General features: G+C 55.5%; 20 protein-coding genes, 1 tRNA gene and 1 pseudogene. 10 read left to right on the top strand and 12 right to left on the bottom strand.

The genetic code is table 11. The features are described from left to right. Positions 1 to 2: 2 nt before the first annotated feature. From I9185_RS09555 to I9185_RS09535, 5 genes are read right to left on the bottom strand one after another with little or no spacing between them, the layout of a single operon-like run. On the bottom strand, positions 3 to 875 hold the full coding sequence (locus I9185_RS09555) for a hypothetical protein (RefSeq protein ID WP_210092908.1): 873 nt from the start codon (positions 873 to 875) through the stop codon (positions 3 to 5). Between the two features lie 23 nt (positions 876 to 898). Then, the gene (locus I9185_RS09550) at positions 899 to 1,300 is read right to left on the bottom strand and encodes a hypothetical protein (protein WP_210092907.1); all 402 of its coding nucleotides are present in this window, start codon (positions 1,298 to 1,300) and stop codon (positions 899 to 901) included. Positions 1,301 to 1,352: 52 nt separating this feature from the next. Continuing rightward, positions 1,353 to 3,104, bottom strand: a complete 1,752-nt coding sequence (locus I9185_RS09545) for a dynamin family protein (protein ID WP_210092906.1) — start codon at positions 3,102 to 3,104, stop codon at positions 1,353 to 1,355. 8 nt (positions 3,105 to 3,112) lie between these two features. Beyond that, positions 3,113 to 5,125 carry a dynamin family protein gene (locus I9185_RS09540; RefSeq protein WP_171636071.1) on the bottom strand — a complete coding sequence of 671 codons (2,013 nt, stop codon included), beginning with the start codon at positions 5,123 to 5,125 and terminating at the stop codon, positions 3,113 to 3,115. Positions 5,126 to 5,127: 2 nt separating this feature from the next. Continuing rightward, positions 5,128 to 5,721, bottom strand: coding sequence for a hypothetical protein (locus I9185_RS09535; protein ID WP_245218056.1), 594 nt, complete (start codon positions 5,719 to 5,721; stop codon positions 5,128 to 5,130). 661 nt (positions 5,722 to 6,382) lie between these two features. Here I9185_RS09535 and I9185_RS09530 point away from each other — a divergent pair. From I9185_RS09530 to I9185_RS09515, 3 genes and pseudogenes are all read left to right on the top strand, one after another. After that, positions 6,383 to 6,467, top strand: a tRNA-Leu gene (locus I9185_RS09530). Positions 6,468 to 6,581: 114 nt separating this feature from the next. After that, positions 6,582 to 7,607: pseudogene (locus I9185_RS20415) on the top strand (IS30 family transposase). Positions 7,608 to 8,007: 400 nt separating this feature from the next. Next, complete coding sequence (locus I9185_RS09515; RefSeq protein WP_171723763.1) at positions 8,008 to 8,799, top strand: inositol monophosphatase family protein; 792 nt, start codon at positions 8,008 to 8,010, stop codon at positions 8,797 to 8,799. 3 nt (positions 8,800 to 8,802) lie between these two features. Here I9185_RS09515 and I9185_RS09510 read toward each other — a convergent pair whose 3' ends face one another. Genes I9185_RS09510 through I9185_RS09490 form a run of 5 tightly spaced genes read right to left on the bottom strand, consistent with a single transcriptional unit; the run spans position 8,803 to position 14,160 of the window. Then, positions 8,803 to 9,369, bottom strand: coding sequence for a histidine phosphatase family protein (locus I9185_RS09510; RefSeq protein WP_210092903.1), 567 nt, complete (start codon positions 9,367 to 9,369; stop codon positions 8,803 to 8,805). Continuing rightward, positions 9,370 to 10,440 carry an ABC transporter ATP-binding protein gene (locus tag I9185_RS09505; RefSeq protein WP_210092902.1) on the bottom strand — a complete coding sequence of 357 codons (1,071 nt, stop codon included), beginning with the start codon at positions 10,438 to 10,440 and terminating at the stop codon, positions 9,370 to 9,372. After that, entirely contained in the window at positions 10,437 to 12,653 is a 2,217-nt protein-coding gene (locus tag I9185_RS09500) for an iron ABC transporter permease (RefSeq protein ID WP_210092901.1), read from the bottom strand. The genes I9185_RS09505 and I9185_RS09500 overlap by 4 nt, the downstream gene beginning before the upstream one ends. Continuing rightward, entirely contained in the window at positions 12,654 to 13,679 is a 1,026-nt protein-coding gene (locus I9185_RS09495) for an ABC transporter substrate-binding protein (protein WP_210092900.1), read from the bottom strand. A gap of 58 nt (positions 13,680 to 13,737) precedes the next feature. Beyond that, positions 13,738 to 14,160: an NUDIX hydrolase gene (locus I9185_RS09490; RefSeq protein WP_253285020.1), complete on the bottom strand. Its 423-nt coding sequence runs from the start codon at positions 14,158 to 14,160 to the stop codon at positions 13,738 to 13,740. 286 nt (positions 14,161 to 14,446) lie between these two features. Between I9185_RS09490 and I9185_RS09485 the strand changes: the two genes are divergently transcribed. Genes I9185_RS09485 through I9185_RS09460 form a run of 6 tightly spaced genes read left to right on the top strand, consistent with a single transcriptional unit; the run spans position 14,447 to position 19,684 of the window. Then, positions 14,447 to 15,256, top strand: coding sequence for a DeoR/GlpR family DNA-binding transcription regulator (locus I9185_RS09485; RefSeq protein WP_210092899.1), 810 nt, complete (start codon positions 14,447 to 14,449; stop codon positions 15,254 to 15,256). Positions 15,257 to 15,314: 58 nt separating this feature from the next. Further along, positions 15,315 to 16,289, top strand: a complete 975-nt coding sequence (phnD, locus tag I9185_RS09480) for a phosphate/phosphite/phosphonate ABC transporter substrate-binding protein (protein ID WP_171636055.1) — start codon at positions 15,315 to 15,317, stop codon at positions 16,287 to 16,289. Positions 16,290 to 16,349: 60 nt separating this feature from the next. Continuing rightward, entirely contained in the window at positions 16,350 to 17,144 is a 795-nt protein-coding gene (gene phnC, locus I9185_RS09475) for a phosphonate ABC transporter ATP-binding protein (RefSeq protein WP_170651922.1), read from the top strand. 7 nt (positions 17,145 to 17,151) lie between these two features. Then, the gene (gene phnE, locus I9185_RS09470; RefSeq protein WP_210092898.1) at positions 17,152 to 17,967 is read left to right on the top strand and encodes a phosphonate ABC transporter, permease protein PhnE; all 816 of its coding nucleotides are present in this window, start codon (positions 17,152 to 17,154) and stop codon (positions 17,965 to 17,967) included. Then, positions 17,967 to 18,782: a phosphonate ABC transporter, permease protein PhnE gene (phnE, locus tag I9185_RS09465; RefSeq protein ID WP_210092897.1), complete on the top strand. Its 816-nt coding sequence runs from the start codon at positions 17,967 to 17,969 to the stop codon at positions 18,780 to 18,782. Before phnE (I9185_RS09470) ends, phnE (I9185_RS09465) begins: the two co-directional genes overlap by 1 nt. Continuing rightward, the gene (locus I9185_RS09460; protein WP_245223509.1) at positions 18,779 to 19,684 is read left to right on the top strand and encodes an HAD-IA family hydrolase; all 906 of its coding nucleotides are present in this window, start codon (positions 18,779 to 18,781) and stop codon (positions 19,682 to 19,684) included. Before phnE (I9185_RS09465) ends, I9185_RS09460 begins: the two co-directional genes overlap by 4 nt. Before the next feature lie 530 nt (positions 19,685 to 20,214). Here the strand turns inward: I9185_RS09460 and I9185_RS09455 are convergent. Together I9185_RS09455 and I9185_RS09450 are read right to left on the bottom strand one after the other, a co-directional pair. Beyond that, complete coding sequence (locus I9185_RS09455; protein WP_210092895.1) at positions 20,215 to 21,393, bottom strand: acyl-CoA dehydrogenase family protein; 1,179 nt, start codon at positions 21,391 to 21,393, stop codon at positions 20,215 to 20,217. 194 nt (positions 21,394 to 21,587) lie between these two features. Beyond that, the gene (locus tag I9185_RS09450; protein ID WP_210093087.1) at positions 21,588 to 22,607 is read right to left on the bottom strand and encodes an AraC family transcriptional regulator; all 1,020 of its coding nucleotides are present in this window, start codon (positions 22,605 to 22,607) and stop codon (positions 21,588 to 21,590) included. A 397-nt stretch (positions 22,608 to 23,004) separates the two neighbouring features. Between I9185_RS09450 and I9185_RS09445 the strand changes: the two genes are divergently transcribed. Further along, complete coding sequence (locus tag I9185_RS09445) at positions 23,005 to 24,318, top strand: amidohydrolase family protein (protein WP_210092894.1); 1,314 nt, start codon at positions 23,005 to 23,007, stop codon at positions 24,316 to 24,318. Positions 24,319 to 24,328 lie beyond the last annotated feature (10 nt).

Raw genomic sequence — 24,328 nt, 5'->3', positions numbered from 1 at the left:
AATCATTTCTCGGCCTCCTGCAAAGAGGTCCACAGGTTGACGACCGCCCCCAGTTTGCGAGCTTCGTGGATGGCGACCGCGATCTGACCTTGGTCACTCAAGACGGCCAGACCAGCCCCTTTCCCGCCCGATGGCCGCATGACAATCAGTTGCGGGTCTTCACTCTCATGCTGAGAGTCGCCATCCCAGCCGGCAAGATCAGCCACAAAACGGGCCAGCGTGTCCTGGTCGGGATGCGTCGGCTCAGATGGCTTGCAAACGCCTTCCAAAAGAGGTGCGGCTTCGTCCGAATTGTCCACGAACACACGACCCGAGGCAAAGCGGCTCGACGCTTCAAAAAAACGTTGGGCAAGTGTTTCCGCTGCATCGGGTGTTGCCTCGGCGGATGGAAAGTCATCAACAGGTTTCTCAGCACTCGGGACGACGGAAACAATCGGCTCGGACGGAAGCTCAATGGCAGCGCAGGCTTTCTCGATTTCACTGAAGGTGATACCCACGTCATCCACTTCAAGCGCTGTGTCCGGTCTGCCCGACGTCAGTTCAAGCGGAGCAGGCGAACCGGAGATGCCGGAGACCAATCCGGCCAGTTTCTCGATCAGTTTGGCGCGTGATTCCGTTTCAAAGTCAGGAACCTCACCTGCCGGAACCTTAAAAACATCCGTGATCCGGGAGCTGTTCACCTCGATTGCCAGACAATCCCCGTTTGCGGCGGTAAATTCCAACCGGCGCGGCAATACTGTGCCGCGGATTGCCCGCAATACCGCAGAACGGCGCGCGGCCGCTGTTTCCCCAGCGATCCGCACGGTCGGAGACAGCCGTGCGACCGAGGTCCGCCTGATATCTTCAAGCAGCTCGAGAATGTCCGTGTCCATCATGCCGTGACCCCCTCTGGTCCCGTTCAAACCGCGGCCGCGACCGGCCCCAGACTGAGATGTGATTTGGTAAGCGCCAGTCCGACATTCGCACTGTTGCGACAGATATAGCAGACCACATGATCAGGATATTCCTTGGTCCGCAGAAAGATGTTCAGCCTGCCCTTGGAAAAAACGGCGACTTCCCCGAAGCCAGCGTTTTCTTCGTCTGCACTGCCGGCCTGACGCAAGAGCGCTTCAAAGGCTGCAACCCCGCGCCCCTGAAACAGATTGGCCACAGCCACCGCCAAAACATCCAACGAATCCGCGCAGTCGGAATCAGAAACAGAGCTGCCCAAAAGCATCCCCGTCTCCATGTCGATATACCCGGCTGCTATACAGTCGGGTATCGTTTCCATGGCGGAGTTCAGTGCGGTTTGAATAGACATCTAATCCATTGTTTTCATTTATGAGTTTCTCATTACTTCGATTCGGACACCCTTACAACACATGCCATTCAGCACCGCTGTTTTCTTTGGCTTTCGGAATGGATCGAAGTGCCTCTTTGGTTTGCCTTTCGTTGTGTTCAATGGCGATCTGATCGAACTCGGCCAGAAAGGCCTTGAATACGTTCTTCAGCCCTGCTGCATCCTGCGGCAAGTCTTCATTTCTTGAAACCTCGTGCCACATATCCGACGCGCTGAGAGGCGATCCGACCGCAACTTCGGGCAGGTCACCCAGCGTGGCAACACTTCTTTCGACTGCGTCAACCTGTTCGGTGGTGGCAGCTTCGATCAAACCGCTGGTTTCGGGTTCCGGCTCATACTCATCCGCAGTGTTGCCGGTTTGCGCGGCCATCAATGCCGTAATCGAGGATACAGAAACTTCTATGCCGCGATCTTCAGCCAAATCGGCCTGCTCGGATTCCTCTTCTGCGCCATCCGGCACGATCGGGGTCTCTTGCATCGAAGTGTTCAGCGAGGCAAGCACGTCATCGGAATTGTCAACAGCCGCAAGAGGTGCGGGGCTGATTTCCGCAACATCCAGAGCGCCCGTGTCGTCATCCAATGCGTCCTCCAGATCGGCGTCAACGGACAGCTCGAATTCGTCTTCGTCATCCTCAAGGCCCGCGACATTCGTCAATTCCAGCGGGTCGTTCGAGGTGTCTTTGAAAAAGGAACGCAGATCATCGCTTGTGTCGGGTTCAACGGGCAGCGGAACCGGCTCTGATGTCATCTCTGCGCGCAGCCGTTCAGCCTCTTCGGCATCGATCCGAACCCGCTCGGCCTCATCCGAGCGCCGCTCGACCCGGGCAGGTCGTACCGGGAAGCTGGTTACAACTGTTTCGCCTACAGCGTTCGATTGCCCGGCGGCCTCCAACGGGTTCACCAACCTCAAGGGTGTGGCTTCGTCTTTGGCTGTCGGCTCGTTTGATGAACGGGCGGGGCGCAAAGGTTTGACTTTGGGTGCGTCGGCTTGGCTCTTGTCGATCTGGTATCGAGCCAGCTGATCGGCACGGTTGTCCATAATCTGTTCCGTGATCTCCAGGAAACTGTCGATCATCTTGCCGCCGCCGCTGCGCGACCACATCTCGGCATCGCCTGTCTTGTCCCGGGCCGTGATCGCGTCGCGGGCCGAAAACAAAATGGACCGATTGAACAGGTGACCAGCTTCGCGGTTAACGCGGCGCAGTACTTTTTGACGGTCTTTGAGGCTCAGGGCATCTGCCCGCGTCACCAAAAGCAACGAGTTGTGTTGCAACCTCTCGGGTAGGGAAACCCATGTCGCGCGTTCGGTTTCGCGCCAGGCTTGTGTCGCGTGGGTACACCACAAAACGCCGTTTGCCTGACCCACCGCGCGTTGCCACACATCCGTCGAGATCTTGGGGTCCGAAATGCCGGGTGTGTCAATCAGGTCGACAGCTTCCAGAATATCGGCCTCAAGGAAGATGCGGATGAACTGTGCGTCATTGACGCCAACGGTTTCAAGCTGATCCAGTTCGATCGGTTCAGTACTTCCGTCATGGCGTTTGATATAGGGCGCCTGATTGCCCCAGCTAAACCAGACCGGTGGCAACTGGGTTGCCGTCACCTGCGTCGGCAAGGTCTGCGTTCGCAGCAAAAAGTTCATCAACGTGGATTTGCCGGCGCTGAACTCGCCCATCAGGGCGAAAACCGGTTTGCGACGGGACCACTGCTCGATGCGTTCCCATGCCTTCGGAGAAACAAAGCGTGTTTGTGTATCTTTTGCCATTTTTCTACTTATGCCGCTTCGTTGCTTAGATCTTTCAGTATGTCACCCAGAATCTCGTCCTTGGATTTCTGTGGCTGCAAGCCCGCCATCGCCGCCGCAGTCTGACCCGGGTTCTTGTCGGCAGAAGACGAGATGCTCAGCAGAGTTTCCTTCTGCTCGCGCAGGAAATCCGTCAGGATCGCGCGAACGTTTTCCAGAACCGCCGCGATCTGGTTTTCCTCGATATCCTTGGTGATCGAATTTGCCTCGGACGCGATCAACCGCGTGTAATCCGCCGCATATGCCTCAAACCCCTTTCGTCGTTGCCACCAACGTCGCCACCAGGTGCTTTGCAAGTCCAGTGCGATCGTCCGGCCGATGCCGAGAGGCGGTGGAACACGGGGAACAATGGGCGCTTCGATGCTGAATTCGCCCAGATGGTTGCCGAGTATCTTATGATAAAGCGCTTCAACATCCGCAGCAGCGGTTGCGTACAACGCCCCGGCATCTTTTCGCATGGCGCGGGCGAAACTGAAATAGGCAGCTTTTTGCAACGTCCGCAAACCTGCTGGATCGTATTGCCATGTGCCTTGTTCGCCATTTTTTTCAAGATGCGCGATCAGAGAGTCCGTCGCGCGTTTGACGAAATTGTCCTCGGCTGACTTCAGACGCTCCAACACCTTGTCGCGCAGCGCATTTGTCAACTCGGCGACTTTCTTTTCGTATTCGGCTGACACCGTGTTAACCGCCTCTTCGGGCGATACGCCGTCAAGATCCCGTGCAACGCCTTCACCTTCGGAAAGATTCCTAGCAACCGCAGTCGCGCGGATCTGACTGGCAATGTTTCGCGCCCGATGGCGGACGCGGTCCATCAGTCGCGCTCCGGCACCTTCTGCAATGCGCTCATTCATGGCCAGTAGCAGATCGGGCAGACCGGACAGCGCCCAGATTTTATCGAGCGAGGCCGCCTGATCACCGAAACCGGCGGCCAGGTAGAACGTATTCAAAGCCTGGCGCGACTCTTCTGTCAGAATATCCGGGTTCCCGGTCAACGCCGCTTCGGCCCACAGCGCACTGCCAAAAACGACGCTGGTATTTGTGTCGATATTGTTCTGTTTCAGCGTGTCCTGAATGCGGTCACGGATCTCTGGCACCTGGCTCACAGGATCGGACAGCTCGTCGATCCGGTTGACGAACAGGATGATCTGCCGGTTCTCGAACTGCGCGATAATGCGCATCAGGGCCATGTCCATTGTCGTCAGGGCCTGGCTTGCCGCCAATACCACAACGCAGACTTCGGATCCGCGCAGGCTGCGCAGAGTGATTTGTTCGCGCACCATGAACGTATCGTTCACACCCGGTGTGTCGCACAGTTTCAGCGCGATGGGGTATTGCGGAATGTCCATATACAGCTCGGCTGATTTGGTGACATCAGCAAACCGGCCCGTTTTGGGATCAATATCGGGATCGTCTTCATCGCCCAGGCAGACATAACGCTGAATCAGTTCCTCATCGAAATGATCATACTGATGGCTTTGACCCAGGATCAGGTCGAAATGTTTGCCAAGACGTTCCTCTGACTTGGCCTTCATCTCACCAATCTGGCGGCGGATGTCTTCCATCTCGTCATCTGCGCCGGCGCGATTGGCCAATTCGCCAAGACGACCGCCACCGACCATCAGGTTGTCCCATTCTTCCTGCTCGAAGAACGTGAACTTAGCCTTTGTGTCACCGGGCGGGCGCGTGTTGATGTTCAACGTCGTAACCACCGACGTCCAAGGGTTGACGTCTGACGGAAGCAGGCCGGGGTGCCCGGCAAGAATATTGACGATCGAGGATTTTCCGGCCTTGACCTGGCCCACCATCGTGACACTAGCGGTAAAGTTCTCCATCCGGGTCTTGAGGGTCGCCAGCCGTGCCGAGGAGCGCGCATCAGCCACCTCAGTCAGTTGATCAATCTGAGCCGTCAGTGAAGCCATGGTCGCCGTCATCGGTGCCAGTGCTTCGTTGCCCACAGACAAAAGGTGATCGTTGCGCGCCATACTTAACCTCCGGTTCCCGTTGCAGCAATTTCGGGTTCGTGAGCGACACGCCCCGCCGGAATGCTTGTCAGAGTGTCGATCCGCGCGATCAGGTCCAATGCATTGCCCAGAATTTCAGCTTCGGCCCGAGGTGAAATGGTCTCGTACGATTTGGAATCTGCCAGAACTTCGATCGAGCTGAAGCGGTCGCCGTTCTTGAGGCACGCAACACGGCGCCCGGTCGGGAAACCTTCGGATTTTGCTGCGGGCAACGGCATACGTGCGTTCGCAAGCAGGTAATGTTCACCGGAATGCGTTCGAAGCGAAATGCCAAAGCCTGTATTCGGATGGTCGCGATTCAGAGTTTTGAGCTCACCAAGGAAACTCTCACGAGCGAAGAAGACGGCTTCTTGCTCGGCGGCAGCGGAGGGATTCAAATCGGTCACAGCAGAAAGCCTTGTATTGGAGTTGAGCAAAAAAACTCGTACCGGCGCCAAAGTGGCAAAAAGACTCATTAACTCCTGATAAACAACAAGTACCTTCAAGGCGGTGTTATTTTGGCGCGAATAAGATTTTTTAGCGGTTGAATTGTGGCGGCAATGTGGTCGATCTCTCATAAGAATGCCTCAACCGACGCGAGTATCTCGATGAGGCAGATCAGACCGAGAAACGTCCGGCAAGCTTGTATGCATGCATAGTCGGCGCAGCCAAATGACGCGAAGGTGACGTCTTTTCAGGTGCATTCGAAGGATTTGGAGGTCGAAAACCTTTTGATTTTAGACTTTCGAATAAAAACAGATATTTATGTTTCGTTGCTTTACCGAAAACACCGGATCTGGAGGATGTAACCATGTTCCTTGTCAGATCCAGTAACACAGTCTGCGACAGTTTTCCGGATCAGACTGCATCAACTCTGGTCCGTTGTGCCTTGATTCTCCATCAAGTCTGGCGGCACAAGTTCCGACTTGTAGTTCTGGCGTCTATTCAACGTTAGCGCGTTTTTAATGGCTTGATTGTGCCAGGCGTCAACCTGAGAACCAAAAGTCGAAAAGCAGCGTCATATAGCTGCTTGCAAACCGGTTGCAGGTAGGGTTTCAGACGCCTCTGGTTTCGCGACCGTTGCGTTGCTTGCGGTATCAACCAGGCCGAAAACAGGTTGCAGTTTTCAACCAGGCAGCCCGGCAAGTCACAAACTTTCTATTCCTCGAATTTTCCCTCTCGCACTCCGATGCAAGCTTTGTTATTGACCGCTTCATTCCAGCGCAAACGCGCTTGGTTGCGGGTGTGGCGAAATTGGTAGACGCACCAGATTTAGGTTCTGGCGCCGCAAGGCGTGGGGGTTCAAGTCCCTCCACCCGCACCATATGAATTTACCATAATCATCATTATACGAATTATAATTGCGCCCGGGTGCGCGCTACTTCCAAGTGCGACGCCTATTAGAAACCAATGGGTTATCTAATGAGGAGGTCATGGCGTGAGGACAGTGTATTTGCAACTCAGCATCGAAGAGCGCCGTAGAATTGAGCGCTGGAGGCAGGCGGAAGTTCCTGTTCGAGAAATGGCACGTGTGTTGAAGTGCTCGAAAGCCACCATCCATCGAGAGATCAAGCGAAACTTCTTCTCGGATCCTTGTCTGCCGAAATGCGATAGCTACTACGGCGCGTCTGCGCATCGGAAAGCTGCGGATCGGCGCGTCCGGCAACGTAAACTGATCCGCCATCCCGAGTTGCGCAAGCGTGTCGTCGAGCGGCTAAAGAATGGCTGGACGCCTGAGCAGATCGGCAACCGAATGATCTATGAAGGCGCAAAGCTACGCGTCTGTCAGGAAACGATCTACCGCTACATCAATTCCAGAGAAGGCATGGCCGACGAGCTCTGGTGGTATCTGCACGAGCATCGAATGTTTCGTCGGCCACGCCGCGCCAGAAAGCGCCAGCCCCCCAAGTTTGACTGTGATGTCAGCATCCTGTTTCGCCCAAATGACGTGGCGCATCGACGTCAGTACGGTCACTGGGAGTGAGATTTGATGCTGTTCAAACAGGCTCTTGGCTAGTCAAATGTCACGTCACTGGTCGAACGCGTCAGCCGGTTTACGGTGCTGCTGAAGAACCCGAACAAGCGCACGAGGCCCGTGATGGGCAAGATCATGAAGGCGGTGGGCAACCTGCCCCATCTGGTACGGAAATCCATCACCTTCGATCGCGGCACCGAATTTGTCTCGTGGCCCAATTTGCAGGCCGAGATCGGAACGCAGACTTGGCTTTGCAAGCCGTCCTCACCCTTGCAGAAAAGCACGGACGAAAACACCAACCGCCGCGTTCAAAGATGGCCGCCAAGGAAGCGGGACATTATGGCCCTCACTGATCATGACTTGAAGGTGATCAGTGACCGCCTCAATGCGACGCCCAGAAAATGCCTGGGCTGGAAGACGCCCGCCGAGGTGTTCCGGGAAAAGATGATGGAAGAAATGGGCCGAGCCCCCTACCCTCAAAGGCAATAGGAGTCGCAGTTCAGGTATCGCTCACAGTCTTCGGATGTAGGAGTACGTAAGAGTGAGATCGAGCGACTGAGTCTCGTCTCACCTTGATTTCAACACCTCAAGATTCTTGCGCTTTTTGAATGTTTCGACGGTTCAAGCGCTTCAAGTCCACGTCAAACGGAAAGCCAGCAAACCTCTTCGCAACCTGGAAACCGGCGCAGAGTGTCTTACTTGAGCATAGTTGATCGGTAGAATCCCCTGCTCCGGCACTCTGGGCGCGAGGGAGATGGAATACACCAGCAACTGAAAGTTTGCGGAGTCAACAATGCCCCTGAAATAAACAAAAAGACTATCTGTCTTGCCTGGCCTTGGCTTGCCTGCAATGTTGCTGGGCAACTCTCCAACCGAAAAAGGAGCTCCTATGTCTCGACTTTCAGACCGCAGAGACTTTGCCACCGAAATCTGCGAGCAGGCTGGGGTAATGGCCAAAAAGTTCTTTGCAGATCGGGTCAATCTTGTCGTTGATCAAAAAGGCGCTCAGGACTGGGTCAGCGAGGCGGACAGGAGCGTCGAAACCTTCATTCGTCAAAAGATCTCGGAGGCTTGGCCCAAAGATGGCATTTACGGTGAAGAACATGGCGCGGTAGCGGGAGAGAGTGGCTTTGACTGGGTTATTGACCCAATTGATGGAACCACGAATTTCGTGAACGGTATTCCAGCGTGGACCATTGTTCTGGCTGGTGTCACCAACGGCCAAACGGAGATTGGCGTGATCCATGATCCAAGCGTGGATGAGACTTTTGTCGCAACGCGCGGAGAAACAGCGACACTTAACGGATCACCGATACGGGTCGCTTCAGGAGTGCCTTTGCGCGACGGAACTGTGGCCGTAGGATACTCGAACCGGATTGAAAGCCGTCATGTTTTACCCGTGATCGAGAATCTGATCGAGCACGGGGCGATGTTTCACAGAAATGCCAGCGGAGCGCTTTCGTTGGCCTACGTCGCTGCCGGACGCCTTTTGGGTTACGTCGAGGAACACATGAATGCTTGGGATTGTCTGGCTGGGCAATTGCTGGTCGCGGAAGCGGGCGGCGTTGTCGAGGATCAGAACGCCGATGCGATGATCCGAGACGGTGGGCGCGTGATCGCAGGCACGCCAGATGTGTTCGAGACGTTACGTGAGATCGCAGAGAACGCATGGAGCGCTTAACGTCTAAGTCAAAGAGACCCAACCTGAATCAGGTTTGAGTGTCGCTAGATCAGCCTGCCAGAAATGGCCTTGTGAGGGCTGGTCATACTTGCGGTCTATCGAACAATCCGAAAGTGCGCACCAAAGCAATGTGCCTACTGCCCCGTGTGTCGTGATTGCAAGATCCCCGGCATCATGCGTCTGGATTATCTCTGTTACTGCGCGATGAATGCGTCTCTGCGCCTCGACAGCTGTTTCCCAACCGCGATAGCTCGTATCCGGCTGCGCAAAGAAAGCATCGGCGGCGGCCTCGAAATCGTCCCGAGGCAAGTAACCGGTTGCGCTGCGGTCGTTCTCACCAAGACCCCAGTTGCAATTCACGGGTAACGCTTGTGGTGCAGCAAGAATCTCACCTGTTTCGCGGGCCTTCCGCTCGCCACTGGTCCATATCTGCGTCACGTTGGATAAGACTTCACTGGATGCAAATTCGGTAGCGCGTTTGCGGCCCACAGCGTTCAATCCCCACTCAGTTATCGGGACGGCCGGATCGACAGAGACCTCGGGGTGCGAGATGATAGTGAGTTTCGGCATTTAATCCGGCAAAAGAACGGGGCCTTTGTCAGCAAAGCCCATTTTGGTTTTTGTGCCGGGATCAAGCGGCGTATCGACGTCATCGTGTACAGCAAAAACCTGACCGAATTCACCGGTCAGCGTATATTCCATCCGAACGCCAACATAGGTCGCCTTGGCCACCGTGGCTGGGATGCCTTGGTCTGAGCCGATGACCAGACGCGAGGGGCGCACAGCGATGGTCGCAGGTCCTTCGGACAAACCGCGACGTGGTAGCGTGTGGTGGTAACCTTCTATTTCTATCGTTGCCGCGTCGCCGTTGATTTCGACGATTTGGCACTCCAAAAGATTTGCCTCGCCTATGAAATCGGCAACAAATCGGTCGTTCGGGGCATCGTAAAGCTGGCGGGGTGTGCCCATTTGGGCGATTGCTGCGTTGCGCATGACGACAATCTCATCCGAGACCGCCAGTGCCTCTTCCTGATCGTGGGTCACGTAGACAACTGTCAAACCAAGTTCTTGCTGGATTGCCCGAATATCCTCTCGCACCTGACGGCGAAGCTTGGCATCGAGGTTGGACAACGGCTCGTCGAACAGCAGAACCTGCGGCTCAAGAACCAGCGCGCGGGCGACTGCAACACGCTGTTGTTGACCCCCCGACAGTTCAGAGGGAAGACGGTTGTCGAACCCCTGAAGACCAACAAGTTCCAATCCATTCAGAGCGCGGCTGCGGGCTTCATCCTTTGCAAAACCCGAGAAGGTGAGGCCATACATCACGTTTTCCAGCACGCTCATGTGAGGGAAAAGCGCGTATGACTGGAACACCATGGATACGTCACGGTCGGTGGCAGGCAATTTGGTCACGTCCCGATCTCCGATCAGGATCTTGCCCGAGCTTGCCATTTCCAACCCGGCAATCATGCGCAGAGTCGTTGTTTTCCCACAGCCTGACGGGCCAAGCAGTGTGACGAGCTTTCCCGCCTCGACGTTCAGGTTGATGTTGTCGACAGCGACGACATCCTTGCCGAACACTTTCGACACGTTCTCAAAGCGTACCGGGGCAGCCTTGGAACCGATTTTGGTGTCGGTCATGGCGATGTCTCCGTTCCGTGCTGCGTGCGTCGGCCAATTTGGACCCGACCGACGAGAAGTTGCAATAAGCCGACCGCCGCGAGCATCACGAAGATCAGCGTCGTCGAATAGGCGATCGCAAGGCCATAGTCGTTGTTCTCGACCCGACCGATGATGTAGCTGGTCGCCATGTCATATTCTGCACTGACCAGAAAGATGACAGCCGAGATCGCCGTCATGGCGCGCACAAAGCTGTATACAAGCGCGGCAAGTATCGCAGGGCGCAACAGCGGCAGAATGATGTTTCGGAACGTCTGCCACGAGTTTGCACCAAGGGTCAGCGAGGATTCATCAAGGCTGCGGTCAAGCTGCGACATGCTCGCGATCCCCGCACGAACGCCGACCGGCATATTGCGGAAGATGAAGCTGACCACGAGAATGACACCCGTACCCGTGATTTCAATCGGCGGAACGTTGAAGGCCAGGATGTAGCTGACGCCGATCACTGTCCCGGGGATGGCGAAGGACAACATTGTTCCAAATTCGAAAGCGTTTTTGCCTGCAAAATTTTGTCTTGTCAGCAGATAGGCGGTCACTAGGCCAACGGCGGCAGTCAACGGGGCAGCAATGGCCGCGATGGTTATGGTGGTCCAGAAACTGTCCCAAGCTGCCCCGGTCCAGCGAATACCCTCTTCTTCGAAGCGGACCGAGAATGCAGTGATATAGTGTTTGATCGTCAGCGAGTTATCGACGCCCCACAGCTCGACAACACTGCCGTAAATGATCATCGCATAGACAACAATTGTGAACAGCGCCCAACCCAGAGCGACGAGCAGTACCGGAACAGAAAGGCCAGTGGGCATCAGTGGATGGACGCCGGCATCCCCTTTGCCGGTGACGGTTGTGTAGCTTTTCTTCCCCAGCCAGACACGCTGCGCGTAAAAGGCGGAAAGAGTAAAGAACAGCAGCACCATGGCCAGAACCGCAGCCCTGCCTTGATCGTACTGAGCGCCGACGATGGCAAAGAATATCTCGGTCGAAAGCACGTCGAAATTTCCGCCCAATACAAGCGGATTTCCGAAATCGGCCATGCTTTCGATGAAGCCCAGAAGAAATGCGTTCGCAAGACCAGGCCGCATCAGGGGCAAGGAAACCGTCTTGAATGTCTGCCATCTGCTGGCGCGGAGCGTTTGCGCCGCTTCTTCCATCGACGGAGAGACGCCTTCAACCACACCAATCAGAACAAGAAACGCAATTGGTGTAAACGCGAGTGTCTGCGCAATCAGGATGCCCGGCATTCCATACAGCCAGCGTGTTGGTTGCGTGCCGAACAGTTCGGCAAAGAACCGGGTGACAGAGCCGGACAGGCCAAAAAGCAGGATCAGCGCCAGGCCGATCACGAATGGCGGGGTGATTATTGGCAGAACGGTCAGAGCCCGCAGCGCGCGCTTGTAGCGAAAGCCTGAGCGCGTCACGACAAGTGCAAAGCAAAGACCCAGGACCGTGGTGATGACGCCAACGAGGATGGCAAGGAACAGTGAATTCCAGGCGGCGCCACAACGCGCGCCCTGAAAACAACCCAGACCCCACAGTCGATCATCGAAAAACTTCGAGAAGAAGACCGCGATGGAATACGCGCCGTCTTCGGTGATGAAGGCAGCGAAAAGCATCTTCGCGATGGGAAAAAAGACAAACACGGAGACAATTGTAATAACGCCTCCGATGGCGCTTACGACAAAGACGTCACCGTTAATGGCACCCCTTGCCGCAATCCCCTGAGTAAGCAGGAACAGAAAGCTCGAGGCGCATATCATCGCGCCATAGCCCATGCCGAACTGACGGTCGCCAAGCTCGCCAAACATCGCCTCCAACCAATGAAAGTTGAAACCTCTGATGCCAATGCTGAACCCCTGAGCGATCAGCCAGCCAAAGCCAAGCGCCCCTGACAGGATCAGTATGCGGGCGTAAACTGGATCAGATTTGGTGCGCTTCAACACCAGAAGCGGCAGGGCCAGTGCGATCAAAAGCGGCGTGAGCCAAAGTTTTTCACCCTGCCCAATCAGAAACGCAGCGGGGGCGTAATCCTCATCGAATGGATAGCCGTCCAAAAGCCACCCGAACGACCAAAGGCCACCGTCGACCATATACCAAGGCAACAGGCAGAATCCGACCCACCCGGCCGTGATCCAAAAGATCAGAACCGGATGGGTCGTTTTTGAAGTCCGGTCAGTCATTTACTGCGGCAGAGTGGAAACTTCTTCGTCCCATTTCTGCAACAGACGCTTCCGTTCGTCCGAGGACCCATACTTTTTGAAGTCATAATCAATCAGCTTGATCTGACTCATGTCTGGCGCGCTCTCCGAAGTTTTTGCGTTCTTGTTCGATGGCACCTGGAACGCGTTGACCTGCAAAGCAAGGTTCTGAGCTTCGGGCGAAAGAGCCCAATCATAGAACTTCTTCGCTTCTTCTTCGTTGCGGGCTCCGTCAATAATCGACATCGAGCCAATCTCGTATCCCGTACCTTCGCATGGCGCGACGACCTTGATCGGGAACCCGGAAACGGCCTGTTTCACGGCGTCATGCATGAAGACGATACCAATTGTGTTCTCGCCACGACCGGCGGCCTTGATCGGCGCCGATCCGGATTTGGTGTACTGATTGATGTTCGAATGCAGGCCCTTCATGAACTCAAAGCCTTCATCCTCGCCGAAGATCTGCACCATCGACGCCAGCGTGGTGTAGGCCGTACCTGATGAGTTCGGATTCGCCATCTGAACGTGGCCCTTGTATTCGGGCTTCAGCAGGTCTTTCCAACAGGCCGGTTCGGGCAGGTTGTTTGCAGCGATAAGATCGGCATTGTAGCCGTAGCCAAGTGCGCCCGAATAGATGCCGATCGTTCTGTTACCCGCGCTTTCTGCCTGGGATATCGCCCAATCATGAAGCTGATCGCGCATTGGCGAAATGTATTCCAACGTCAGGCCCTCTTCGGCGGCCTGCAAATGCGGATCACCCGTACCGCCCCACCAAACGTCCCCTTTCGGATTCGAGCTTTCGGCGCGTATTTGTGCAAAGGTTTCCCCTGACGACTTCCGGGTCATGTTGACGTCGATGCCCGTCGCATCTTCAAAGCTGCGCGCCATCAGTTGGCACCAGTCTTCTTGCGCCGAACAATAAAATGTCAGTTTGTCGGCCTGTGCCGCCGACAGTGACGCAGCCAGGGCGATCACCGATCCAACCGTGGTGGATATCAATTTCCTCATTTTCTTCCTCCCTTTGAGCTTGATGCGTCCGGGTTTCCCGGTTCTTTCATGCCCTTCCTCATGCAGCCTGTCGAAGTTTCTTTATGACAATTTTGACTTCTGGATTGTCTGTCAGATTGTTCAGCAAATCTGACAGGTCGCTTTCTTGAACCAACTTTGCGGCCTTTGCCGGTGAAAACCAGTGACGCGTACGTTCACCTTTTTCCTTCCAGCGTCGCTTCAGCTTTTCGACGACCATCGGATAAAGGGTGACGCGGCAGCGAACGCTGCTTTGCCCCTCGTATCGTTTATCATAGAAAAAATGACCGATTGGCCGTTTCGATATGGTGCCGACGGCGCCTGCTTCTTCTTGCGCTTCGATTTCAGCGGCTTGCCATGGTTTTTTGCCGTCCATCAGCCATCCTTTCGGGATAACCCACCGGCCGGTATCCCGCGAAGTGACCATAAGAACGCGCAACTTGCCAGCCTTGTCCCAGCGCATCGGAAGCGCCGCAATCTGATCTGCCGTTTCGCTGTCGCTCATGCCGCCTCTCAATGCCACACGATCAAGAACCAAAAGGAAGCAGTCTCATTGGCAAGTTGGCCGGTCAACGCTTTGCCTTGGCTCGTATTCTGAATTTGATCAGCCTGTGCATCTTTGCTTTGCGCTTCGAAATACTTGTGTTCGCTCGAATTCTCACAACCTTCCGAGGGTTATGCAACAAAAAATATTGCATTATGACCGAAAGCCCACAAAAGTGGATTTCGAAACCTAGTCGGGTCGTCGGATGTCCAAAACTAAAACGCGCGGCAAAATGTCTGAAAAGAACCACAGCCGGGTAAAGAAATCCGACCGGCGCCAGCAGATATTGCTGGAACTGAAGCTGCGCCCGCACGTTCGCATCAACGAACTGGCGCAGCGGTTCAACGTCTCCACCGAGACGGTACGCAGAGACTTCGATGCTCTGTCGAATGATGGCTTGATAGCGCGGGCACACGGGGGGGCATCGGCCGCCGCGCAAGGGCACTATCCGGGTCTGGATGAGCGAACAAACGCTCAGGTTGAGGAGCGTGAACGAATTGGCGCCACAGCGGCAGAAGTGATCCAGAGCGGTGAAACGGTCATGATCGATTCCGGCTCGACCACAATCGAAATGGCACGCGCACTGGCTTATATTGGCACACCTTGCACCGTAATCACCAATTCCATTCCCGTAGCCATGACCCTTGGCCATGGGGCTGCACAAGTGCTGTTATGCCCGGGGGAATACTTGGCAACCGAGTCTGCAACGATCGGAACCGAGACGCTGGAGTTTCTGTCCCGTTTCAACGTCGACAGGTGCATGATCGGTTCCTCGGGGTTTTCGACCGATGGACCTTCAGAAACAGTGCGCGGCTTTGCGGCAATAAAGAGGGCAATGCTGTCGCGAGCCGAGAAACGGCACCTTCTTGTCGATTCCGGGAAATTCGGCCGGAAAGGCCTGTCTCAAGTAGGGGACCTTGACGACCTGGATTCGATAATCACCGACAAAAAACCAACAGGAGAATTGCATAACGCCATTGAAAGCGCCCGGGTCGACGTTCTCGTCGCCGGGTAGATATGAAATGACTGATTAACAGCGGATAAAAAGCACCGCACTTGACTGGGAGGAAAACATGAAGATCGATATCAAACTATTGCTTGGGGCATCTGCAATCGCGCTCATGTCGATAAGTGGAACGGCGTCGGCGCAGGATTGTCCACGCGGTGACTTGGACGAGCGTTTTTGTGATGCCGACGGGGATTTGATCGCGGATATCCCCACAGATCCTTCCGAGCAGATAGATCCAGACACTTTGATTTTTGCCTATACGCCGGTTGAAGACCCCGCCGTATACAAAACCGCGTGGTCAGATTTTCTTGACCATTTGAAAGCAGAAACTGGCAAGGACGTCGTCTTTTTCCCTGTTCAAAACAACGCGGCCCAGATCGAGGCGATGCGTTCGGGGCGTTTGCACATTGCAGGCTTCAACACCGGTTCCAACCCACTGGCGGTAAACTGCGCCGGGTTCCGCCCCTTCACGATCATGGCTTCGAAGGACGGAAATTTTGGTTACGAGATGGAGATCATCACCTATCCAGGTTCGGGCATCGAAAAGGTCGAAGACATCAAGGGGAAACAACTGGCTTTCACATCGCCTACATCCAACTCGGGATTCAAAGCGCCCTCGGCGATCCTGAAAAGCGATTTTGATCTTCTGCCCGAACGCGATTTCGAACCTGTCTACTCGGGCAAGCACGACAACTCGATCCTGGGTGTCGCCAACAAGGATTACCTGGCGGCATCCATCGCGAATTCGGTAAAATCCCGGATGATCTCGCGCGATGTGATCAAGGAAGATGATGTCGTTACGATCTACAAGTCGCAGACCTTCCCGACCACAGGGTTTGGCACCGTTTACAACCTGACGCCCGAGTTGCAGGAAAAAATCCGCAATGCGTTTTTTAGTTTCGAATGGGAAGGCACGACACTGGAGGCGGAGTTCTCAAAATCGAACGAAGGCCAATTCCTTGAGATGACCTATCAGGAATTCTGGGACGTCATTCGTAAAATTGACGCGGCAAATGGCGTCTCTTACGCCTGCCAGTAATTTTTGGCTCATCCGGCGGGCCTGAAAGGGCCCGCTGTTCACCCTAATCTGGGGCATTTCATGCTGCGTCTTCAAAAGCTGACGAAAACATACAAGACCGGAGATCAGGCGCTGAAGGCCATCGATCTTGAGGTTCCAAAAGGACAGGTTCTGGCGTTGATCGGGCCCTCGGGCGCGGGCAAATCGACCATGATCCGTTGCATCAACCGCTTGGTTGAACCTTCAAGCGGCGGTGTCCTTCTGGATGAGGTTGACCTGACCAAGCTCGGATCGGGCGCGCTTCGGAAAGCACGCCGCGAAATGGGTATGATCTTTCAGGAATATGCGTTGGTCGAACGCCTCACGGTGATGGAAAACGTATTGTCCGGCAGGCTGGGATACGTGGGATTCTGGCGCAGTTTCCTGCGGCGGTATCCGCAGTCGGATGTGGACGAAGCCTTCCGCTTGCTCGATCGGGTCGGGTTGTTACACATGGCTGACAAGCGGGCAGATGAGCTATCTGGTGGTCAACGCCAAAGGGTGGGCATTTGTCGAGCATTGATTCAAAACCCGAAACTGTTGCTGGTTGATGAGCCAACCGCGTCGCTGGACCCAAAGACCAGCCGTCAAATCATGCGGCTGATCACCGAGTTATGTCAGGAACGCGGATTGGCGGCCATCATCAATATCCATGATGTGGCGCTCGCTCAGATGTTTGTTCCCCGTGTTGTGGGACTCCGATTTGGCGAAATTGTGTATGATGGGCTTCCCACCGGCCTTACCCCTGAGAAGCTGACCGAGATCTATGGGGAAGAGGACTGGGAGGCAACCATCGAAAAAGTGGACGAAGATGAAGATGTCGAGGCCGCAGAATGAGCCCAGAATGAGCCATCGAGAACTGGACGACATGCTGGGAAAAGGCTGGCGTAAGCCTGCCTTTGTCAAGAACCCAGTGCTCCGCTGGGCATTGCTCCTTGGATTTCTCGCCTACCTGATCGCAGCCTTTATGACCATCGAAGTCGATTGGGGTCGTGTCTATGAAGGGCTGGATCGCGGTTGGGCGTTTGTGCTTGCATTCACCAGCCCAGACTTCATTTCACGGTGGTCAGATATTTGGAGCGGCCTTCTGGAAAGTATCGTGATGACAGTGGCCGCGTCGGTCGTGGGTATCCTGATATCGATCCCGATTGGGCTGGGGGCTGCCCGCAACATCGCGCCATTGCCAGTCTATATGATTTGCCGAGGTATTGTTGCGATAAGCCGGGCATTGCAAGAGATCATCGTTGCCATATTGCTTGTGGCGATCTTCGGCTTTGGCCCGTTGGCCGGATTTCTGACGCTTTCCTTCGCCACCATAGGGTTTCTTTCGAAACTTCTGGCCGAAGATATCGAAGCCATGGACAAGGTTCAGGCCGAGGCGATCAAGGCCTCTGGAGCGCGTTGGCCACAATGGATCAACTATGGAGTTCAGCCGCAAGTGATGCCGCGACTTGTGGGCCTTTCCATGTATCGGATCGACATCAACTTCCGGGAAAGCGCGATCCTCGGGCTTGTGGGGGCTGGTGGAATTGGTGCGACTTTGAACACCGCATTCGACCGCTATGAATACGACACCGCGGCGGCCATTCTCATTCTGATTATCGGCATCGTGATGGCTCTGGAATACCTTTCGGGAATTATTCGAGCGAGGGTTCAATAATGCCGATACTTGAACGCGACGATGCGCAAATCTGGCGTCGCCGGACAACCGGTCAGAGCTTGGTTCGTTGGTTCGGCTGGCTGTTGGGCGTGGGGATCTTTGTTTACTGCTGGCAGCTGATCTCGGAATCGACCACTTGGTTTTTCGTCTGGGACGCGCCCCGCATCGCCAATGATATCTGGACACGGGCAACGCCCCCTAAATGGGAGTACATCACCCAACTGGGCCGCCCGATTTGGGACACGCTAAATATCGCCACATTGGGAACAATCATTGCCCTGTGCATGGCAGTGCCCGTCGCCTTTTTGGCGGCCCGTAACACAACGCCATCGGCCTTGTTCATCCGGCCGATTGCCCTGTTGGTCATTGTCTCGACTCGCTCTATCAACTCGTTGATCTGGGCGCTTCTTCTGATCGCAATTATTGGTCCCGGAGTTTTCGCCGGTGTCATAGCAATCGCCATTCGTTCAATCGGGTTTTGCGCTAAGCTTCTTTACGAAGCGATTGAGGAGATTGATCACACGCAGGTCGAAGCAATCACGGCAACCGGTGCTTCACGCTGGCAGGTCATGGCCTATGGGATCGTACCGCAAATCCTGCCCGCGTTTGCAGGCATTGCCGTTTTTCGATGGGATATCAACATCCGCGAATCCACGGTGCTCGGGCTGGTTGGAGCCGGAGGTATCGGGTTGCAATTGTCGGCTTCGCTCAACGTTCTGGCTTGGCCACAAGTCAGCCTGATCCTGATTGTCATTCTCGTCGCGGTTATGATCAGTGAATGGGTTTCGGCGAAAGTACGAGGGGCCATCATTTGACCGGTTTCTCTGTGCAAGAAGCTTTTGACGCCTACGAGGCTGTGCGACATCGCCTGCCGCAAACCAGATCTACCGAATTGAGCTATCGCCAGGCGGACACGCTGGAGGACATAGCTCATGAGTTTGACGTGTTCTTCCTCGATGCTTTCGGGGTTCTCAATATTGGTGATACGGCAATCCCGGATACGCCAGATCGGGTCAGGTCGCTGACAGCCGCCGGCAAACGTGTTCTGGTCGTGTCGAATGCCGCCGGGTTTCCCCACGCAACTCTTATGGAGAAGTACAACAGGCTTGGTTACGATTTTGCACCGCAAGACGTGATAACCAGCCGGGCCACGTTGTTGTCTGAACTGAACGGCCAAAGTGATTTGCATTGGGGATTGATGGCGGCCCCCAGTGCCGGCCTTCGCGATCTGGAGGGGCTGAAACTGTCCTACCTGGAGGATGACCCGAAGCCCTACGAAACCGTCGACGGGTTCTTGTTGATCGGGTCAGCGGTTTGGACTGAAGCGCGACAAGCCATGTTGGAGGCCACTTTGCAAGAGCGTCCCCGCCCGGTATTGGTCGGCAACCCTGACATTGTCGCTCCGCGCGAGTACGGTTTTTCCAAGGAACCCGGTCTTTACGCGCACCGGCTGGCAGACCGGACAGGCGTCGCCCCTCAGTTCTTTGGAAAGCCTTTCGCCAATATCTATGATATTGCTTTCCAACGTCTCGGACACATCGACAAGTCCCGGGTTCTGATGGTTGGCGACAGCCTTCACACCGACATACTGGGCGCACGAGAAGCAGGCATAGCTTCCGCACTCATCTCGGGATACGGTTTCTTCGCAGGGCATGATGTTGAAGCAGCGATCATGAAGGCAGGGATAGCACCGAACTTTGTTTTAAACCGGCCTTGATGTCAGGGCGTTCCGCTTAGATACGTTTTCCTGTTAACTCGAACATCCGGTGAATCTGCGTTGCGAACATGCCGCCGAAGTGCATGAAGCGCCGCGTGTGAACGGCGGCTTTGGAAAACCATCCTCAACAACTGAGCTCTGAGCTCATGTCCGGCTTGGGCCGCATTCCGACCTGTGCAATGCCCGCTTTATGCGCATGGCCGTCGTCGGCTTAACGGAGCATGTCTGCCTTGAAAGGCTTCCGGTTCGTCAGATTGCAATGTTCCGTAATCGCGATTGGCATGTTTCGGTCTGGATGGAGAGGTCGGGATTATTGATGCGCCCGCCTCCCCTGCCCCCACCTTTCACCGTCCCACATGTCAGTGTCGTCAGAAAGCAAAGCTTCATACGCTTTGCGCGACCTTGTTCATGGCGAGTTAGCACCACGGTCAACCATTCAGGCAACCGGCCGCAATAATGCGGTACCTTTTGATCTTGCTGATGTCTGCGCAGAATCTCAGATTTGCGCCCATCGAACCGGTGCGGGACATTCAGTCGGTCTCGCCAAAACCTTTCGGTACCGGCAGATCAGGCAGAGTTGCCGCGCGTTTTTGCAAGGCCCGCCCGATGACCACACGGCTGATTTCTGTCGTCCCGTCCACGATCCGCAGCATTTGCGCGAGGCGGGACAAGCGATCCAGGCCGTAGGGTTGCAACAGCCCTGCACCACCCAGGACCTGCGTACAGGTGTTCGCGGCCTTTACTGCGGCATCTGGCACAAACCGTTTGGCATGAGCGGCCATCAAGGGGCCTTCGGGCGTGCCAAGGGAGTCTGCCGCCTTTCGGTAGAGAAGCTTTGAGGCTTCAAGGTCGGTTGCAACCTCGCCCAGCATCCACTGGATCCCGTCCAGATCAAGGTTCCTGCCGCCAAACATCTTGCGGTTCTTGGAATAGGACAACGCCGTATCCAACGCAGATTGCATCAATCCACAGCATCCTGAGGCAATCGAAACACGGGCAATGTCGATGGCCATGAGCGCGCCTTGAAGACCCTGACCAATGGGTAGGATGATGTTGGTTTCATCGACCACGACCTTGTCCATGTACATTTCGGCCAGGGGCAGGAAGTTGTAGGACGGGGTATCGTAAAGCGGCCCAAAGCTGAGGCCCGGTGCGTCGGCGGGAATGGCGATCATCGCCATGTCCTTGTGGCCGGGTGTGTCGCTGGTCTTGACCACAGTGAAATAGATGTCCGCCTCGGTCGCGAGGCTGACCCATGCCTTCGCGCCGCTGATCGTCCATGTGCCGTCGTCATTGACCACGGCGCGTGAATACATGTTTGTTGCGTCCGATCCGGATTGTGGTTCGGTCAGTGCAAAGTTCGCCAGCTTGCGACCAGATGTCAGGTCCCGCGCCCACTTTTCCTTGAAGGCATTTGTGCCATAACCGCAGCCCGCGAAGGTGCAGATGTTATGCATCGACAGGGCAAAGGCATAGGCACCATCGCCCCGTCCCAGTTGTTCATAGACCTGAATGCCTTGCGCCAGCGGCAAGCCCTGACCGCCAAACTCTTCGGGGGCGTAGAGGCCCGTCAGGCCAGCGGCCCCGGCCTTGTCCGAAGCATCGCGCGGCCACTTCTTCGCGGCGTTCCAGGCATCCACATTGGGCAGGATCACCTGCACGGCGTGGTCGCGTGCGGCTTGGAGTATGGTGTCGAGTTTGTCTGACATTGGCGGATCCTTTCACGACGGTCATTCTCAGATGGCGCCACAACCGGGAAGCCATGGATGAGCGGGATGATGAGTTTTTGAGGGCAAAACTTCCGATAAGAAGTTTTTTCTACAACAAGATTTAGCGAGCCTGCCCGCTGGGGACCATCTCGTGCAATGACAGATCATTGTCCAAAAGTGACAAATCGGGCACCCTACATTTGCACCCTGCGGTATGAGCTTGGCGTGCTTCCCGTCCAACGCTGAAAGGCCCGGTGGAAATTGGCCGCCGACGAAAATCCGACATCATGTGCGATGGCTTCAACGCTTTTCCGCCCCGCCTGAAGATCACGGATAGCGATGTCACGCCGCAGGGCATCCTTGATGGCCTGAAACGATGTACCATCCGCATGCAGCCTGCGGATCAGGGTGCGGGGGGTCATGTGCATCGCGGATGCCGTCCGGGTCAGGGTTGCCGCGCCCCATCCCGATTGGACCAGATAGGTGCGCACCCGCAGCGATTGGGTGTGCTCTCGCGAACTGGTGAAGATCCAGTCTCGGGGCGCGTTTTGCAAAAACCTGTCAAGGTCATTTGTGCTGCGCGCCTGCACTGGACCCAGCGCATTCTGATCGAACGAAATCGCGGTGGCACCTTGGCCGAACCGTAGCGGTGCCGGAAAGATGACCGCGTAATCCTGATCAAAGTCGGGGCGCTCAAACACGAAATCGACAGCCTTGACCGGAACTTCGTGCCCCGCCAGCCAAGACATGAGCCCGTGGGCAAGTTTGAGTATCAGCATGTGCCCGAACCGCTGAACCTGGGCCGCGCCCCGTGGCTTCAGAGTAAGCACCAGCATGTTGTCGGCGTCATCCAGATCAAACCGATAGTCATCCAGCAACAAGTTCCAGAAGGTCGAAAAGCGATAAAGTGCCGATGAAAGAGACGTGGCTTCCCGGACTGTCGTCAAAAGATGTTGCAGGGCTCTCGGCCGGATTGGGCGGCTCCAAAGCCCCATCATCTCATCACCGGTCTCAACTGCGGCAAGTTGATAGAGACACACGATCTGATCCAACGTGACGCGACCATGAGGGTGACACGTATCCGCGACCAAACCCGACCGGGCGAGAAGCGATGCCATCTGAACCTCGGGACATAGCGTACGCAATGCCGTCAGCCAGTCATCGATAAACTGGCTGGAAACCGTGGAAAGGATCGTTGGCGCGACATTGGTCATGACGTGCAAGGAGGTATCACCAATTCCGGTCGAGATGAAACACGGCGAATGTAGGTTGCGGATTGGCAATGTCTTCACCAATCAACGCTCCGGTTGAGCTTTTTTCAGTGGGCTGTCGCCCCTGTTCGCCGCACCGGTCATCAAATATTGCTGTGCGGTGGCGGGCAGAGCTTTTGTTTGCATCGGCAAGCAATCTTGCGGATGTATTGGGCGCTCTTTTGGCTCGGGGCGTTCATTGCCCCAAATTCCGGGCTGTAGACGGCCAAAGTTTAATCAGTCGGGCTTTGATAATGAGCAGCTGAGAAGCCGTCACAGGCACCAATTCCAAAACATCGCAAAAATAAATAGCAATTTTTTTGAATACTTTTACCATGTGGTCAAATTAGGGGGCAGATGAATGTTTGACATCATCATCAGAAAGGCCAGCTTGCCGGATGGCCGCGAACCGGTGGATATTGCGATCAACGGCGACCGTGTTGCAGAAATTGCCGCTGACATCATGGGTGAGGCGCGCGAAGAAATTGATGCAACGGGCCGCCTGGTTTCACCTCCGTTCGTCGACCCGCACTTCCATATGGACGCCACCCTTAGCCTCGGGTCGCCACGTATGAATGTTTCGGGCACGCTGTTGGAGGGCATCGCGCTTTGGGGAGAACTGAAGCCCCTTCTGACGCCCGAAGCGGTGATCGAGCGGGCCATGCGATATTGCGATCTGGCCGTGTCGCAGGGATTGCTGGCCATCCGTTCGCATGTGGATGTTTCGTCAACTCCGTTGGTGGGTGTCGAAGCTTTGCTAGAAGTGCGCAAGCAGGTTGCCCCCTATATTGACCTGCAATTGGTGGCATTCCCGCAAGATGGACTGTATCGCGCAGAAAATGCAGAGAAAAATCTGATCCGGGCGCTCGATATGGGGGTCGATGTAGTGGGCGGCATCCCGCATTTTGAACGCACGATGTCGGAAGGCGCCCGATCGGTCACGAGGCTGGCCGAAATTGCCGCGGATCGCGACCTGATGCTGGACCTGCACTGTGATGAAAGCGACGATCCGATGTCGCGCCATGTGGAAACCCTCGCCTATGAGACCACGCGACTCGGGCTCGGGGGTCGTGTGACTGCAAGCCACGTCACCGCGATGCATTCATACGACAATTACTATGCCTCGAAGCTTGTTCCGTTGATCGCGGAAAGCGGCATGAACGTCGTACCGAACCCGCTTATCAATATCACGCTGCAAGGCCGCTCGGACACTTATCCGCGCCGCCGTGGCCTGACACGCGTACCAGAATTGCGTGCAGCAGGTGTGAACGTTTCCTTCGGGCAGGATTGCACCATGGATCCATGGTATTCTCTTGGGTCCGCCGACATGCTGGAAGTGGCCCATATGGGCGTGCATGCGGTGCCGATGACATCCCGCGAAGCGATGGAATGGGCTTTCACATCCGTTACCCAGAACGGTGCCAGGACCATGGGTCTGCCTGACCCGACAATTCGCAAAGGCGGCCCAGCCAACATGGTTGTGCTGCAAGCGCGTGACCCGATTGAAGCTGTTCGCATGCAGGCCACACGTCTTGCCGTCATCAAAAACGGCAAGGTGCTGGCGCGTACCGAACCAAGACTGGCCGCGCTTTCCCTGCCCGGCCGCCCCTCGACCCTGGATCCCGCGGATTACGCGCCCAGGCCCAATATTCAGGAAGACCAAGAACAAAAATAATTGCCACCAA

Source organism: Ruegeria sp. HKCCSP346 (assembly GCF_017872595.1).
Classification (GTDB): domain Bacteria; phylum Pseudomonadota; class Alphaproteobacteria; order Rhodobacterales; family Rhodobacteraceae; genus Ruegeria.
This window is presented reverse-complemented; position numbering and strand designations above follow the sequence as displayed.

Excerpts from the sequence above, each read along its gene's own strand:
- I9185_RS09450 (WP_210093087.1), bottom strand. The coding sequence starts at position 22,607 with ATGACCAATGTCGCGCCAACGATCCTTTCCACGGTTTCCAGCCAGTTT.
- I9185_RS09495 (WP_210092900.1), bottom strand. The coding sequence starts at position 13,679 with ATGAGGAAATTGATATCCACCACGGTTGGATCGGTGATCGCCCTGGCT.
- phnE (WP_210092897.1), top strand. The coding sequence starts at position 17,967 with ATGCCGATACTTGAACGCGACGATGCGCAAATCTGGCGTCGCCGGACA.
- I9185_RS09485 (WP_210092899.1), top strand. The coding sequence starts at position 14,447 with ATGTCCAAAACTAAAACGCGCGGCAAAATGTCTGAAAAGAACCACAGC.
- I9185_RS09515 (WP_171723763.1), top strand. The coding sequence starts at position 8,008 with ATGTCTCGACTTTCAGACCGCAGAGACTTTGCCACCGAAATCTGCGAG.
- I9185_RS09540 (WP_171636071.1), bottom strand. The coding sequence starts at position 5,125 with ATGGCGCGCAACGATCACCTTTTGTCTGTGGGCAACGAAGCACTGGCA.
- I9185_RS09550 (WP_210092907.1), bottom strand. The coding sequence starts at position 1,300 with ATGTCTATTCAAACCGCACTGAACTCCGCCATGGAAACGATACCCGAC.
- I9185_RS09500 (WP_210092901.1), bottom strand. The coding sequence starts at position 12,653 with ATGACTGACCGGACTTCAAAAACGACCCATCCGGTTCTGATCTTTTGG.
- I9185_RS09555 (WP_210092908.1), bottom strand. The coding sequence starts at position 875 with ATGATGGACACGGACATTCTCGAGCTGCTTGAAGATATCAGGCGGACC.
- I9185_RS09505 (WP_210092902.1), bottom strand. The coding sequence starts at position 10,440 with ATGACCGACACCAAAATCGGTTCCAAGGCTGCCCCGGTACGCTTTGAG.
- I9185_RS09545 (WP_210092906.1), bottom strand. The coding sequence starts at position 3,104 with ATGGCAAAAGATACACAAACACGCTTTGTTTCTCCGAAGGCATGGGAA.
- phnC (WP_170651922.1), top strand. The coding sequence starts at position 16,350 with ATGCTGCGTCTTCAAAAGCTGACGAAAACATACAAGACCGGAGATCAG.
- I9185_RS09490 (WP_253285020.1), bottom strand. The coding sequence starts at position 14,160 with ATGCGCTGGGACAAGGCTGGCAAGTTGCGCGTTCTTATGGTCACTTCG.
- I9185_RS09535 (WP_245218056.1), bottom strand. The coding sequence starts at position 5,721 with ATGAGAGATCGACCACATTGCCGCCACAATTCAACCGCTAAAAAATCT.
- phnD (WP_171636055.1), top strand. The coding sequence starts at position 15,315 with ATGAAGATCGATATCAAACTATTGCTTGGGGCATCTGCAATCGCGCTC.
- phnE (WP_210092898.1), top strand. The coding sequence starts at position 17,152 with ATGAGCCATCGAGAACTGGACGACATGCTGGGAAAAGGCTGGCGTAAG.
- I9185_RS09455 (WP_210092895.1), bottom strand. The coding sequence starts at position 21,393 with ATGTCAGACAAACTCGACACCATACTCCAAGCCGCACGCGACCACGCC.
- I9185_RS09510 (WP_210092903.1), bottom strand. The coding sequence starts at position 9,369 with ATGCCGAAACTCACTATCATCTCGCACCCCGAGGTCTCTGTCGATCCG.
- I9185_RS09445 (WP_210092894.1), top strand. The coding sequence starts at position 23,005 with ATGTTTGACATCATCATCAGAAAGGCCAGCTTGCCGGATGGCCGCGAA.